The sequence below is a fragment of the Drancourtella sp. An12 genome (assembly GCF_002160935.1).
GTDB classification, from domain to species: domain Bacteria; phylum Bacillota; class Clostridia; order Lachnospirales; family Lachnospiraceae; genus Sellimonas; species Sellimonas catena.
In genome coordinates, this window is sequence record NZ_NFLO01000001.1 from 432003 (window position 1) to 446730 (window position 14728).

A 14728-nucleotide genomic window follows, 5' to 3' on the forward strand; every position below is an offset into this window, starting at 1 on the left:
TCGAGAAACGGAAGAAAGGTGTAACGATATGGATATCAAAACAATTCCAAAACTGGATCTGCACTGTCATCTGGACGGCTCTCTGACAAAAGCCATGATGGAACGGCATCTTGGGAAAACGATCCCGGAAGATGCCCTGACGGTCTCAGAAGACTGCACAAGCCTGACAGAATATCTGGAAAAATTTGATCTTCCGGTACAGTGCCTGCAGGACGAGGCAGGACTGGAGGACGGTGCGTATACCTTTGTAGAAGAGATCGCAAAGGAACATGTAGAATATATTGAAGTCCGGTTTGCTCCGATGCTTTCGGTTCACGAAAACTTAAGCTGCGCAAAGGTAATTGAGTCCGTGCGGAAAGGAATGGAGCGGGCGAAGGCCGATTTTCAGGTACAGTACGGGATCATCGTCTGTGCCATGAGAAATCACAGCCAGGAGCAGAACCTGTCCATGCTGAAATGTGCAAGAGAATATCTGGAACACGGTGTCTGTGCCCTGGATCTGGCAGGGGATGAATCCGCATTCCCGACCTCAGAGTTCCGTGACATCTTTGTGGAAGCCAAACGTCTGGGCATGCCGTTTACCATCCATTCCGGGGAAACCGGAAATCTGGAAAATGTCCGGGAAGCCTACGAACTGGGGGCCAGACGGATCGGACATGGCATCGCGCTTCGCAAGGATCCGGAGCTGATGAAAGCCTACGCAAAGGCCGGTATCGGTGTGGAGATGTGTCCGACCAGCAACTTTCAGACGAAGGCAGCAGCAGGATGGGAAGACTATCCGCTTCGCCAGTTTGTAGATGCAGGAATCAAGGTCAGCATCAACACAGACAACCGGACGGTCAGCGGAACAACCATGACAAAAGAGCTGACAAGAGTTTATGAGCAGTACGGTCAGGATGACGAACTGATTCTCACCCTGCTTCGCAATGCCACAGAGACGGCATTTGACCCGGAAATCAAAGAGACACTGGAAACGAAATGGAAAGGGATTTAAGATGGAAAAGAAAGAAATTTTGAAATATGTAGACCATACCCTGCTGACTCAGGGAGCAACCTGGGAGGAGATCCGCCAGATTCTGGATGACGCCATGAAATATGAGACGGCGTCCGCCTGCATCCCGGCGTCCTATGTAAAACAGGCAGCGGATTATGTGGAAGGGAAACTTCCGATCTGCACCGTGATCGGATTCCCGAACGGGTACAGCACAACGGCAGTCAAAGTATTTGAAACAAAAGATGCTATCGCAAACGGAGCTTCCGAGATCGACATGGTCATCAACATCGGCTGGCTAAAAGACAAAAAATACGAGGCGCTGGAAGACGAGATCCGCCAGATCCACGAGGCATGCGGTGGACGTATTCTGAAGGTAATCATCGAAACCTGTCTTCTGACCGAAGAAGAAAAGATCAAGATGTGCGAGATTGTCACAAAAGCAGGCGCAGAATACATCAAGACATCTACCGGATTTTCCACCGCAGGCGCAACATTTGCGGATGTGGAACTGATGCGGAAGCATGTTGGAGCAGACGTTAAAGTCAAAGCGGCAGGAGGCATTTCCTCTTTCGATGACGCGGACGAATTTATCCGCCTCGGAGCGGAGCGTCTTGGAACAAGCAGACTGGTGAAAATCATGAAAAACAGCCCGGACGCAGGAGCCGGATACTAGAAGGAGGAGACCGCGTGGATACCCATATGATTGTGGAGCTCATCGGGTATTTCGGCTCCGCCCTTGTACTGCTGTCCTTTCTAATGACCTCGGTGGTCAAGCTTAGGATCATCAACATGGCCGGCGGAGTGATCTGTACGATCTACTCTCTCGTGATCCATGCATACCCGACGGCAATCATGAATACCTGTCTCGTTTTGATCAATTTTTACTACCTGATGCGGATCTCGAAAACGGAGAGAGCCTACGATGTAATCGAAGGGAATCCGGAAGAATCCATGCTGCGTTATTTTGTGAAACGATATGCGGCGGACATTCAGAAATACTTTCCGGATTTTAACGCATCGTCCAAGACAATGGGAGGCTGCAACGCCGCCTACATCGTCTGCCATGACGACGCACCGGCAGGAATTCTGATCGGAAACCGGAGGCCGGACGGAGAGCTGGACGTAATTCTGGACTATTCCACCCCGGCATACCGGGACTGTTCGGTGGGGAAATATCTGTATTCCCGCCTGAAGGAGCAGGGAATCCGGAAACTGAATTTTGCAGGAACTCCGGGGCCTCACGAATACTACTTGCAGACGATGGGATTTGTAAAAGAAGACGGAACATATGTCAAGGAACTGGATCAGAATGAGAATTAAAAGCAGAGTATAGAAAAGGGAGTTAGAATAAAACAATTTATTTAGCAGGAAAGCAAAAGAACAGGTGCGGAAAGAGCGGCGAGGGAGCTGGACTTTTCGTGCCTGTTTTGGTTCCTGGGAAAGCGGATTTACTTCCGGACAAGGATTGGCTATAATGAAGAGAGGAAAAGAAAAGGAAAAGTAGGTGAGTACCAATGTCTTTTGAACTGGTAAAGCAATATTTTGAAGAGGATGGAATGGGAGAACGGGTCATGGATCTTGCACAGTCCAGCGCTACCGTGGAAGAGGCGGCGCAGGCGATCGGCTGTGAACCATGTCAGATCGCAAAGACCATGTCCTTTTTCGTGGACGATGCCCCGATTCTTATTGTCCTGGCCGGCGACACAAAAATCGATAATAAGAAGTACAAAGCCCAGTTCCACCAGAAAGCCAAAATGATTCCCTGGGATCAGGTGGAAGAGGCTGTAGGCCATCAGCCGGGCGGTGTCTGCCCGTTTGTAACCAAACCAGGCATCCCGGTTTATCTGGACGAATCTCTGAAACGCTTCGAGCGGGTATATCCGGCGGCAGGAAGCGGACATAGCGCCGTGGATCTGACGGTGGAGGAACTGGAAAAGTATTCGGGGTGTGAAAAATGGATTGATGTGGGGAAAAGGAGCGGGGAGTGAGAGAAAATAGAGTAAACTTCCCATTTCGCCCATTTTCGGAAAATTCACTTGTAAATCAGAGGGTGCTATTCTATAATAGAAGAACCACAAAGGAAAAGAAGGAGGGTAACCCGTGAAAAACGAATTAGTAATTGTGCTTGACTTCGGCGGACAGTACAACCAGCTGGTGGCAAGACGTGTTCGTGAATGTAATGTATATTGCGAGATCTATTCCTACCGTATTGATATTGAAAAGATCAAGGCAATGAATCCAAAGGGAATCATCCTGACCGGCGGCCCGAACAGCTGCTATGAGGCAGATTCTCCGACATATACAAAAGAGTTATTTGAACTCGGTATTCCGGTTCTTGGACTCTGCTACGGAGCACAGCTGATGATGCATGTGCTTGGCGGAAAGGTAACAAAAGCAGAAGTCAGAGAGTACGGAAAGACCGAGGTTTTGATTGATAAGAAAGATTCCAAAGTGTTTGAAGGTGTAGAAGATGCTACGACCTGCTGGATGAGTCATTTTGATTATATCGCACAGGTTGCGCCGGGATTTGAGATCACAGCGCACACAGCAGACTGCCCGGTTGCAGCAGCTGAAAATGCAGAGAAAAAGCTGTACGCAATTCAGTTCCATCCGGAAGTACTTCATACAGTTCGTGGAAAAGAGATGCTGTACAATTTCGTACGCGGTGTCTGCGAATGTTCAGGCGATTGGAAGATGGATGCGTTTGTTGAAAATGCAGTTGCAGATATCAGAAATAAAGTGGGAGACGGCATAGTTCTGCTGGCACTGTCCGGAGGTGTTGACTCTTCCGTAGCAGCAGGACTGCTTTCCAGAGCGATCGGAAAACAGCTGACATGCGTGTTTGTAGACCATGGACTTCTTCGTAAAAACGAAGGAGATGAAGTAGAAGCAGTATTCGGACCGGAAGGAAACTTTGCTCTGAACTTCATCCGTGTCAACGCACAGGAAAGATATTACAACAAACTTGCAGGTGTGACAGAACCGGAACAGAAGCGTAAAATTATCGGTGAAGAATTCATCCGTGTATTTGAGGAAGAGGCAAAGAAAATCGGTGCCGTAGATTTCCTCGCACAGGGAACGATTTATCCGGACGTTGTAGAGAGTGGGCTTGGCGGAGAATCCGCAGTGATCAAATCCCACCACAACGTAGGAGGACTTCCGGACTTTGTTGATTTCAAAGAAATCATCGAGCCGCTCCGCGATCTTTTCAAAGACGAAGTCCGTAAAGTAGGACTGGAGCTCGGCATTCCGGAAGATCTGGTATTCCGTCAGCCATTCCCGGGACCGGGACTTGGAATCCGTATCATCGGAGAAGTTACAGCTGAGAAAGTACGGATCGTGCAGGATGCAGACGCAATCTACAGAGAAGAGATTGCAAACGCAGGACTGGCAAGAGAAGTCAATCAGTACTTTGCAGCGCTCACAAATATGCGTTCTGTTGGAGTTATGGGAGATGAAAGAACCTATGACTATGCAGTAGCACTTAGAGCAGTAAAAACGATCGACTTCATGACAGCTGAAGCAGCGGATATCCCGTTTGAGGTACTGCAGAAAGTCATGAGCAGAATCATCAACGAGGTAAAAGGTGTCAATCGAGTATTCTACGATTTAACAAGCAAACCACCAGGAACGATTGAGTTTGAATAGACACCACATCTCTGGGAAGCCTTATTTTGCAGGCTTTCCAGAGATTTTTCTCTTTTAGTGGCTACAAATTGGCTACACCTGCCATTTGGCTACCATTTGGAACTGTCGTTCCGTTCATCACATTTTCAAGCTGAGCAGCTACTTCTGCCTGCTTATTCGGATACAGATGACTGTAAGTATTTAAGGTCGTCTGTATTTTTTCATGTCCGAGCCGGTCTGCGATCAGAAGAGGCTGGCATCCCATTTCGATCAGAAGACTTGCATGGGAGTGGCGGAGATCGTGTACCCGGATTTTTTTAACTCCTGACTTCTTACATCCACGGAGCATTTCATGGTTCAGAAAACTTTTGGTGTAAGGAAACAGTCTGTCATCCGGCTGGATCTCATAGCACTTATCCATATACTCTTTCAGACAGTTGGCAAGGGTCTGTGGAATGGTAACAACCCGGTTGCTTTTTGGCGTCTTTGGAGGCCAGATCACATCCCTGCCGTTGATACGCTGAAATGTCTTATTAATCGTGATCGTATGGCCTTCCAGATCCACATCTGCAGGCGTTAATGCACATAACTCTCCTACACGCATTCCGGTATAATACAGAGTCATAAATGCGGTATAGGAGGCTGGTTTGTCCTGTACTGCCACAATAAACTGCTCAAACTCTGCTTTTGTCCAGAAGTTCATTTCTTCCGCATGACTTTTTCCCATACTTCCGGCTTTGGTACATGGATTCTCATGCAGGTCATAATACTTCACTGCATAATTGAACATAGCCGTCAGCTGGTTGTTGATCGCTTTTAAATAAGTCTGGGAGTAAGGTTTTCCATTTTCATCCCGATAGGCAGTTAAGCTGTTCTGCCATTTGCGGATATCTTTCGGCGTAATCTCATTGATAGGGATTTTTCCGAATACCGGAAGAATCTTTTTGTCCACCATATAATGCTTACTGATGATGGTAGACTCTTTCAGCCGGTGGCTCATATCTTCAAAATACAGTTCTACGAAATCCTGAAACAGCATTCCCATATCGGCTGTCGCTTTGTTCAGAAAATCCCGTTCCCATTCTAAAGCTTCTTTTTTGGTTGTAAACCCACGTTTCTTTTTATGGATGACTTTTCCGGTGTAATCCTTGACACGGATCTGTGACATCCATTTTCCTGAAGTATCCTTTGTTACTGACAAATCTGATCATTCCTTTCTTAGAGTTATGAAAACCCTATGTTGGGAGATTATTCGCCAGAAAGCAGAGCAGCTCTTCTTTTTATACGCTCGTCTTCATCAAGATCTTCAAATTCAGACATTTCTACACCCTGTGAAGCATAATAAGCCAGTGTCTTATCTTTCCACGCCTCATAGGCAGATTTTGACATGCCGTATTCTTTGAAAGATTCTCGATTGTTTTCCCACTCTTCCAGGAAAAGACATATATCCGCATTCAGATCAGCTGCTTTATCTTTTCCGTCAAAGGTAATGGAACACTGCCAACCGTCATGGTGAGGCGGTCTTTTTGTCTCAATAGAAAAATGAAGTCCTGTTATTTTCTCAATCTGAAACAGACATTCCATTACGTCTGAAAGGCTATCAAATTTAAAATCGACGGTCTGATGCCCCAGAAGATAGGTGGAAGTAGTATCCAGCACTTTGGCAAGTTCATTGACCATAGCAATAGATACTTCAATTTCTCCGCTTTCGTATTTCTGAATGGTGCGGAGTGACTTTCCTAAAAGATCTGCTAACTCTTTCTGGTTATAGCCTCGTTTTTTTCGGAGAGTTTTAATACGTTCTCCAATCGTTGAAATTTCCATATCGTTCATTATTTATTCACCTCATGCACAGTATAACACAGAAAAATATGCATTGCAAGTGCGTAAAATTTAAAAATACTATTTACAAATATGAAAAACAGACGTATAATAAAAACACGAATTAAGAGTGCACATTATATGGCGCGTAATAATTCAAACAAATAAAAAGCGTATGTAAAATACACTTTTTGTAGTTTGTCAGAGAAAGGAGGGAAGAAAATGCAGGTTAAAGTTTCTTATATAACAGCCAATGACATTATGGAGGTACTGGGTGTCGGCAGGAGCAAAGCATATGGCATTGTGCGGGAACTGAACCAGGAACTGGAAGAATCCGGGTATAACGTGATCAGAGGTAAAGTCCCGATCCGGTATTTCCAGAAAAAGTTCTATGGCTGCGAATCGGAGTAAGGGATGAATATTTTTCAGTTGGTAAAGAAATCCGTTACCGCAAGGCAGGCTGCCGAACGGTACGGATTGAAGGTAAACAGAAATGGGATGGCGTGCTGTCCTTTTCATCAGGACCGTCATCCCAGTATGAAAGTGGATCAGGGATTTTACTGCTTTGCCTGCGGGGCAAAGGGAGATGTAATCACGTTTACGGGCAAATTATTTGGAATGTCTCCTTATAAGGCGGCAAAAAAGCTGATCACTGATTTTAATCTTCCAATTCCATTGAAGGAGCAAAAGTCTGTTCAGAACAAATTCCGGGACAGAGAAGGTAAAAAGGTACAAAGTCGGTATCATTTCTCGGTAAAAAGTAAGGTTAAAACCTGGAAAAATCATGCCGTAAAGGTTTTGACGGACTATCTGTCGTGGATTCGATTCTGGAAACAGTTTTACGGATGCGGACCGGAGCCTTTTGAGCAGGAATGCTTTCTGGAGGCACTGGATAATGAGAGGAAGATTAATGATTATCTGGATATCCTTTTGACTGGTGATGGAGAGGAAATAGCGGAATTTTTCATTTATAAACGGAAGGAGGTGGAGAAGATTGAGCAGCGAATGGAAGAATATCAGCCAGGAGTCCTGGAAGAAATTAGAGAATATTGTAGAGCAGGAAATGCTGACACCGGAAGAAATCCGGGACAATCTGGAAGTAACGGAGAAAGGCCGGATACGACAGTCTATCCAGAATTGCAAACACGTGTTGGAGCATGATCCATGTCTGCGGGGAGCTGTCTGCAGGAATGAGATGACCTGCCAGATTGATATTAAGAAAAAAGTGCCCTGGAAGAGACGGGGCGTACAGATGACGGATACGGATATGAACAACCTGTCTCTCTATCTGGAAAAAAATTACGGACTGACCAGTGATCGGGTGATTACAAAAGCGATAGATATTGTAGCCAACGACAACAGTTTCCATCCGATCATCGATCTGCTGGAAAGTCTGAAGTGGGACGGCAGACCCCGTATTGCGGGGATGCTGACTCATTTCTTCGGGGCGGAAAATCCGGAATATTCAGGAGAGGTTATGAAGATGCACATGCTGGCAGCCATAAGCCGCCTGTATGAACCCGGAAAGAAGTACGATATCATGCTTTGTCTGGTTGGTGGTCAGGGGACAGGAAAATCTACTTTTTTCAAATATCTGGCAATTCAGGATGAATGGTTCACAGATGATGTGAAACGGCTGGATGACAAGAAAGTTTACGAATATCTGCAGGGGCACTGGATTGTGGAAATGTCAGAAATGAACGCAGTAGCGAATGCCAAAAGCATTGAGGAGACCAAATCTTTTCTGAGCAGACAGAAGGACACTTACCGGATTCCCTACGAAAGAAGAGCGGAAGACAGATATCGTCAATGCGTGTTCTGTGGCACTTCCAATGACCTTGCTTTCCTGCCTTTTGACCGGACGGGTAATCGGCGGTTCGGACCGGTAAAGGTATGTCCGGAAAAAGCAGAGACTATGATATATCGGGATGAAAAAGGCTCCAGAGAATATATCATACAGGCGTGGGCAGAGGCAATGGAAATCTACCGAAGCGGGGAATTTCTCCTGACCTTCTCTCCGGATATGGAAGACTATGTGAAATCTCTGCAGAAGGACTTTATGCCGGAAGATACACAGACAGGGATGCTCCAGGCTTTCCTGGACAACTACGAAGAGGATTATGTCTGCTCTACTATCATCTATCAGGAAGTGTTTCATCAGGAAGGTATTGTCCCTAAATGGCAGTCCAAAGAGATCGGAGATCTGATGGACAATGAGATCACCGGATGGGAAAAACATGGAAATCACCGGTTCTCCGGGGGACTGGGAACTCAGCGTTCATGGAAACGGATCCGTCCGAAAAAGGATCCGGATGGATTCGTGAAAGTGGATGAAAATGAGGAGTTACCTTTTGAGTAAAAGTTAACTTTAAAAATGTTTTGAGCATTGTTCACAAAAGTTTGTTCACAAGTCTGTGAACAGAGAAGTGTGAACAGGGAGAAAAAAACTTTGAAAGTTAAAAAGACAGGAATGAAATAAGGCCCGGATACGGGCAGAAAGAAAAAGGCGGATACGCCAGAAACTAAGCCCTCGGCGATTGAGAGCGAAATACACCCCTCGCACAAATCTTCGATTTGTACTCTGGGTATTTCGCCCTTGCAGGGGGCTAAGTGATAACGCCGACACTTCCGTTTACAGCGTTATCACGAGAAAACTGCCGCCGCAGCTTTCTCCGCTGTCCGTCTGCTTACGCCGCCGAAACAGCGGCAACCGATTTCTCGGTTGCAAAAAGAGTATGCCCGTCACGGGAGGAAGGAGTATATGGCAAGACATTCATTTATACAGATGTCGAAGCTACCCAATGTCAAGGGAAGAATATCCTATATCACAAGCCACGCAAGGCAGGAAAATCTCTATGCCTCCTACCGCACCGCCGACAATGAATTTTGGAATAATCTTGCAAGGGAAAGCCAGCAGGAATTTAAGCGAAGCGGCACAGAGGGCAAATGTATCGAAGCAAGGGAATTGATTATCGCCCTGCCCGAAGTCTACACAAGATACGAGCCGCAGGAAGTCCTTGAAGATTTTACGGAGGAGTTCCGCAGGCGGTATGGTGTGGAGTGCGTGTCAGCCATCCACCACAACAAACGCAAGACAAACTATCATATCCATCTTATCTTCAGCGAAAGAAAACTGCTCCCCGAGCCTGACATCAAGAGAGCCACACGCAGCGTGTTATATGATGAAACGGGCAAAAGGGTACGCACCAAGAAAGAAATCACAGGGGAGGACGGACAGATACGAAAAGGCTGTACCGTCATAAAAAAGGGCGAGGTTTACGAAAGCCACCTTTTTACCGTGAAAGACGATAAATTCAAAAGCGAGCCTTTTCTTCGGGAGGTAAAAGAGATTTACACCGACCTTATCAATCGGCATATCTCCGATCCCGAACAGCAGTTAAAGGTGTTTGATAAGAACAGCGTTTATCTTCCCACCAAGAAAATCGGTAAGAACAATCCCAAAGCCGCCGAGATTGAAGCGGACAACGCCGCAAGGCAGGAATGGAACAGGACAGCGGATATGGCGTTGTTATCAGGTATTTCCGAAGCAAAGATTTTAGAAGTCAAGCAGACCGAGATACACGAAAAAGCAAGCCAGTCTATCAAAAGCAAAGGCTGGCTGCCTAATCTATTCCGCAGGATTGTGGCAAAGGCAAAAGATTTTCTGCAAAACCTTATTCGGGAAAAAGATATGCCGCCCAAGCCTACGCTTGATATTGATATGGCAGAGTTCCGTTATATGCGAAACCTGATGATAAAGGTGCAGGATAAGGCAAGGGAAATCAAAACCTTGCAGGACAAAGTTCTGCCGCAGTTGAAACAGCAGCTTGCCGATACAAAGGGGCTTTTCAAAGGCAAAGAGCGAAAAGCGTTAGAGGTAAAAATCAAAGAAACCGAAACAGAGATTGCCGACAGGTTGGATAAAATCCCCGATACGCTCAAAGAGGACGGTTATCCCGATGTGCAGGTGTTTATGCGTACTTTCCGAGAAATGGAAAGCGTTGTGGAACAGTACAACCGTGACCTTGCCGAGTGGGAATATCAAGTCAGCAGGAAGCCGACAGCTGCCGCCAATGAGAAGCGCAGACCGCCCGAAAAGCAAAGCGTGCTAAAACATCTGCGTGGGATACAGGAACGCAACAAGCAGAAACCGCCGCAAAGACGGCGTAAGAAATCCATTGACAGAGATAGCCGATAGGCATTGAAAAACCGCCGTTATGGCGTTACCCATAGCGGCGGCATACATAATCATTTACTGACTGCAAGCGTGATTTTCATATCCTGCACATTGATGATTGTTTCCTTTTTGCACTTCGGACAGTAGAGAGGGAAGTTTCTTAATTCTGTATCTTCCCGTATCATTGTACGAGTTTTATTGCCGCAGATAGGGCAAAGTATCCATTCTGCTTTAATTTGTTTCATAACACTTAACCTTTTTATTTTCAAGAATTAGCAAACTACAGAAAATTATCTCTGTGATAAGCATAAATACCGCCACAAAAAATGTCGGAGCATATATCCCAAGCAACAATACAATAATCGGTATCAAAATAGAAAAAACATAATATGTTTTTGATTGATATAGCCAACCATATGGCAAAAGGTGGGCTCCAAAAATTATAGCATAAACCATCAGCATTTTTTCTGGCATAACTGCATATACCCACATAGCAATCAATATATAGAGCATTTGATTAAGTGAAATAAGTAACCCCAATCCTGAAAGTGGATTTTCTTTATTTTGAAAATCAATTTTCAAAATTTTCGAGAGTAAAAAAGCCAACGGAACTAATGGTGTTGAACAGCAAAAGGTGAATAAGTTTTTTGACAAAATCGGCAATGAGGATATATGGATACCTAAGACTGCTACCCAAATGAAAACAGAAGCAACAATAAAATGCAATCCTCTTTTTTGTTTTCTTATATTATCTTCTCTCAGTTCTTGCAATGATGATACTAACTCTTTTCTATTTCCCATTTACATTTCTCCTTTGTTGTTGATATTTTATCAAAGCTTGCGTATAAATTTCTCCTTGCTTATTGCTATACATCTGGTATATTGCAATACAAATGAAATAAAGAACACATATAATTCCGATAAAAACTAACCACTGAATAAATGTCCCTATACCGCTAAAAAATCCCATCCAATAGAAGTTTAGACACTCGTATAAGCTAAGCAACACCATAAAGCAGGTTAATCTTTTTGTGAAAGTCCAATTTTTAATAAAAACCTTTGTAAAAAGAATATTAAAAATCAGCACGCCACCAATCACAAAAAACAGTAGTTTAGTTAACATACTTACTGAAATTTGTTGCTGATTGGAAATATGACAATATGCTATCCAGATGATAAGAAGCCACGTCGTGCAAAAAGCAATTCCATTTCTCATCCAAACGAAAAATTTTATGATATCATTTTTGTTGTTTTTCATTGCCATCCTCCTATATTGATAATAATTTCCGCACAAACGGGACATATTTTCTGGAAATATATAATAACTCTCCATTACACAACGTTACTAAAATGGTACGATTTAACTCTGGTTTTAGGGAACGGATTTTATTTATGTTTACAATAAGTGACTTTGAAATTCGGACAAAGTCTTTATCGGATAAAATTTCCTCCAGTTCATATAATCTTTGTTTGATTTCCATAACATCTTCCTGCGTGTATAAAAATGTATGATTATCTACAGATTCAAAGTATAATACTTCTGATAAATTTACCCAAAATTGTGTACCGTCTTTTTGGGCATACAATTTATTGTCAAATGATTCGATATGCGATTTTAATCTCATTACTTCATCATCAATTTTATTGCACTGAATAACTACGCTTAATGTTTCTTTTATGTGCTCAATAATCTGAATATCCATACCGCACCTCCTTCAATTATTATAATATAATCATTCATATTTTTTTCTCAACGGGTTTGTTGTAAGAGGTACAAAATCTGGCATTAAAATGCCATTAACTGAGCAAACGGAGTATACCCTACCCGCCGTCTATAACAAATGTTAAGTAATATAACGCTTTTCGGTGTCAAAAGCCTTGTTTAAGCGGCTCATAGAGCATAAAATAGGGCGGGTAAGTTATCCCTACTCGCCACGATTTTACAGTCAAATTCGTTACAATGCTTTAATTGTAGATGTTTTCCTCATTCACAACCTCCATAGCACACGCCCGTATGTTATTCATTCGACCAACCCACTCTAAGGTGTTTTCAACCTTTAACTGCTCCGTGATACCCTGTGCCTGTTTCATCTGCTCTGTGAGTATTTCAAAGCGTTCTTGTGCCTGTCTGTCAATGTCGGCAAGGTAAGTGTTCAGCCTGCCGCTTGTCAATAGCGTTGTGTATGTATTTCTGTGGTATTCTTTCAGATACCGCAAGTGCCGCTGTCCCCACAAACCGATAGGTTGTTCTTTTTCGGCTGGTAAGATAAAACAAGGAATATAATAATCTCCTTGCAGTTCATACCACATACCATTTTTATCATCGTAAATGTACTTGTCCATTGAAAAATCCTCCGTTATAATATATTCGCACATACATCACAGTTCTCCGATTGCCACACTCTGTTATATCTTGTTGTGAGATTTTCTTGCCCTTGTATTTGCCCTTATGAGCAAAGAGGGAAAGAATAAACTTGTGTGTAATCGTATAAAGAGATAAGGCGAACACATTGCGATAAATCCTTTATTTTCAAGGCTTTTGGAGGATTTTATTAAAACACTGTAACCTCTGTTGAGAGGTCATAATTTACTGATATTCAAATTCCAATTTGGATTTCAATGCAAATGCTATTCTAGCAGCATAGGAGTAAAAGCAGTACAAGAAGTTTCGAGTGGATCCATATATTACAATTGTGATAGAGCAATCGTTATAACCAATAATTATTTTACTCCAGCAGCAATTAATATGGCGAAACGAATAGGTGTCATATTGTGGGATCGCAATGAATTGGAAAATTTATTAAATACATTATTACATATTACTTTAGACAAAATTAATGATGATAAATCACTAAAACAAATAAAGGAAGAACAGGAACGAAAAGAGCAAGAAAAAACGTTAAAATTTCAACAGTTAATGAATCAGCAACTTAAACGGGAAGCGATTCAGCAGCAACAGGAACAAAAGAGAAAATTAATAGAAGTAGAAAAAAAGAAACAAGAAACAAGAAAAGTGTTGTTACGGTGTTGCGGTGTGCTAGGAATTGCGTTTTTAATGATTACGATATTTATTTTGTTAGAGGGAAAGATTCATGACAAGCAGTACAGAGAATGGTTATATGTTCAATTAAATGATTCAGCAGAGAAATTTGGATTTACAATATGTGATATAAAAATAGAAAAAGAAGAATGCTATGAGTGCAATATTGATTCCGATGATTTTGATAGTTTAAAACCAGAACAAATGTATTTGTTTTATGATGGGTTTATTCAAAAAGTAGAAAAATCTAATGATGAGGCATATATAAAAGCGATTACGTGTAATGGAAACATATATACATTTACAGATTCATTGGTAATGGAAGCGGATGAAATTATTTATGACCAAGATAAAATAGACATGGAAAAAAGAGTGGAAGAACTGAGAAGGGAGTATGGTGAGGAATATCCTTGTCTTGGAATGAGGGAAGAGGCTTTACCATATACAATATTGGGTGAGCCTGATAGAATCGCTAAGTGCAGAGATTTTGATATACTAGAACCAAGAGCCCAGAGTAAAGAATATGAATGGGGTGAACCACTTAAGCCAGGCTATTACAGTGTTACAGTAAGGTATAAAAAGCATTTAAGTAATAGAGTTGACGACTATGTAGAGTATCCATCTGATAATGGTTATGTTTTTAGCATATATTATTATGATGAATATGGAAATAGCCATAATATTGACATGCTGGATATAAAGAAAAACCAGTATTATAACTAAAGAATGAAGGCATGATTTCATCGTATAAATAATGTATATTAAAAAATATCATGAGTGAATAAAGATTGAAGATAAACAGATTGTATAAGATATCTTTTTTTGGGTGTTTGGGAAACGGGTGGAAAAAATTTCTTGTCCATTTAAACTATAAATACATAATCGTTTGCCAAAGATAGTGTGAGATATTATAATGGAATAAGCGAAAGAACATACGAAACGATTATTCAGATACACGTTATAATTTGAAAGTTTAATATAATGATGATTATCGCTTGCAACAGGATAAAATGTATATGTTTTCATAATGTGAGTATATGTATCTTTCGTAGAAAATATACGGAGGAAA

Annotated in this window: 17 protein-coding genes; 10 read left to right on the plus strand and 7 right to left on the minus strand. The window is 42.6% G+C overall.

From position 1 onward, the window contains the following. Positions 1-28 precede the first annotated feature (28 nt). The 5 genes from add to guaA all read left to right on the plus strand — a co-directional run bounded on the left by add (position 29) and on the right by guaA (position 4642). The gene (gene add / locus B5E64_RS02135) at positions 29-994 is read left to right on the plus strand and encodes an adenosine deaminase (protein ID WP_087166861.1); all 966 of its coding nucleotides are present in this window, start codon (positions 29-31) and stop codon (positions 992-994) included. Position 995: 1 nt separating this feature from the next. Then, the gene (gene deoC, locus B5E64_RS02140) at positions 996-1667 is read left to right on the plus strand and encodes a deoxyribose-phosphate aldolase (RefSeq protein ID WP_087166862.1); all 672 of its coding nucleotides are present in this window, start codon (positions 996-998) and stop codon (positions 1665-1667) included. Between the two features lie 14 nt (positions 1668-1681). After that, positions 1682-2314, plus strand: coding sequence for a hypothetical protein (locus tag B5E64_RS02145; protein ID WP_087166863.1), 633 nt, complete (start codon positions 1682-1684; stop codon positions 2312-2314). A 194-nt stretch (positions 2315-2508) separates the two neighbouring features. Beyond that, on the plus strand, positions 2509-2982 hold the full coding sequence (locus B5E64_RS02150; RefSeq protein ID WP_087166864.1) for a YbaK/EbsC family protein: 474 nt from the start codon (positions 2509-2511) through the stop codon (positions 2980-2982). Positions 2983-3094: 112 nt separating this feature from the next. Continuing rightward, entirely contained in the window at positions 3095-4642 is a 1548-nt protein-coding gene (gene guaA / locus B5E64_RS02155) for a glutamine-hydrolyzing GMP synthase (RefSeq protein ID WP_087166865.1), read from the plus strand. 61 nt (positions 4643-4703) lie between these two features. Here the strand turns inward: guaA and B5E64_RS02160 are convergent, their stop codons facing one another. Both B5E64_RS02160 and B5E64_RS02165 read right to left on the minus strand, forming a co-directional pair. Beyond that, positions 4704-5789 carry a site-specific integrase gene (locus tag B5E64_RS02160; protein ID WP_343284035.1) on the minus strand — a complete coding sequence of 362 codons (1086 nt, stop codon included), beginning with the start codon at positions 5787-5789 and terminating at the stop codon, positions 4704-4706. An 80-nt stretch (positions 5790-5869) separates the two neighbouring features. Then, positions 5870-6454 (minus strand): helix-turn-helix transcriptional regulator, encoded by a 585-nt coding sequence (locus B5E64_RS02165; protein ID WP_087166867.1) that lies wholly within the window; start codon positions 6452-6454, stop codon positions 5870-5872. 210 nt (positions 6455-6664) lie between these two features. Between B5E64_RS02165 and B5E64_RS02170 the strand changes: the two genes are divergently transcribed. From B5E64_RS02170 to B5E64_RS02185, 4 genes are all read left to right on the plus strand, one after another. After that, positions 6665-6853: an ICEBs1 excisionase gene (locus B5E64_RS02170; RefSeq protein ID WP_087166868.1), complete on the plus strand. Its 189-nt coding sequence runs from the start codon at positions 6665-6667 to the stop codon at positions 6851-6853. A gap of 3 nt (positions 6854-6856) precedes the next feature. Next, positions 6857-7603 carry a CHC2 zinc finger domain-containing protein gene (locus B5E64_RS02175; protein ID WP_087166869.1) on the plus strand — a complete coding sequence of 249 codons (747 nt, stop codon included), beginning with the start codon at positions 6857-6859 and terminating at the stop codon, positions 7601-7603. Next, a complete protein-coding gene (locus tag B5E64_RS02180; RefSeq protein ID WP_087166870.1) occupies positions 7506-8801 on the plus strand; it encodes a virulence-associated E family protein in 1296 nt (431 codons plus the stop codon). The genes B5E64_RS02175 and B5E64_RS02180 overlap by 98 nt, the downstream gene beginning before the upstream one ends. 402 nt (positions 8802-9203) lie before the next feature. Continuing rightward, positions 9204-10640 (plus strand): MobA/MobL family protein, encoded by a 1437-nt coding sequence (locus tag B5E64_RS02185; RefSeq protein ID WP_087166871.1) that lies wholly within the window; start codon positions 9204-9206, stop codon positions 10638-10640. A gap of 50 nt (positions 10641-10690) precedes the next feature. Here B5E64_RS02185 and B5E64_RS02190 read toward each other — a convergent pair whose 3' ends face one another. The 5 genes from B5E64_RS02190 to B5E64_RS02210 all read right to left on the minus strand — a co-directional run bounded on the left by B5E64_RS02190 (position 10691) and on the right by B5E64_RS02210 (position 12962). After that, positions 10691-10864, minus strand: a complete 174-nt coding sequence (locus B5E64_RS02190) for a cysteine-rich KTR domain-containing protein (protein WP_087166872.1) — start codon at positions 10862-10864, stop codon at positions 10691-10693. Continuing rightward, positions 10851-11420 (minus strand): hypothetical protein, encoded by a 570-nt coding sequence (locus tag B5E64_RS02195; protein WP_087166873.1) that lies wholly within the window; start codon positions 11418-11420, stop codon positions 10851-10853. The genes B5E64_RS02190 and B5E64_RS02195 overlap by 14 nt, the downstream gene beginning before the upstream one ends. Continuing rightward, complete coding sequence (locus B5E64_RS02200) at positions 11410-11877, minus strand: hypothetical protein (RefSeq protein ID WP_087166874.1); 468 nt, start codon at positions 11875-11877, stop codon at positions 11410-11412. Before B5E64_RS02200 ends, B5E64_RS02195 begins: the two co-directional genes overlap by 11 nt. A 10-nt stretch (positions 11878-11887) precedes the next feature. After that, on the minus strand, positions 11888-12322 hold the full coding sequence (locus B5E64_RS02205) for a LytTR family DNA-binding domain-containing protein (protein WP_087166875.1): 435 nt from the start codon (positions 12320-12322) through the stop codon (positions 11888-11890). 262 nt (positions 12323-12584) lie between these two features. Then, on the minus strand, positions 12585-12962 hold the full coding sequence (locus B5E64_RS02210) for a TnpV protein (RefSeq protein WP_021949478.1): 378 nt from the start codon (positions 12960-12962) through the stop codon (positions 12585-12587). 229 nt (positions 12963-13191) lie between these two features. On the opposite strand from B5E64_RS02210, the gene B5E64_RS02215 reads away from it, so the two are divergent. Continuing rightward, entirely contained in the window at positions 13192-14382 is a 1191-nt protein-coding gene (locus tag B5E64_RS02215) for a restriction endonuclease (protein ID WP_162610116.1), read from the plus strand. The last annotated feature ends 346 nt before the right edge of the window (positions 14383-14728 follow it).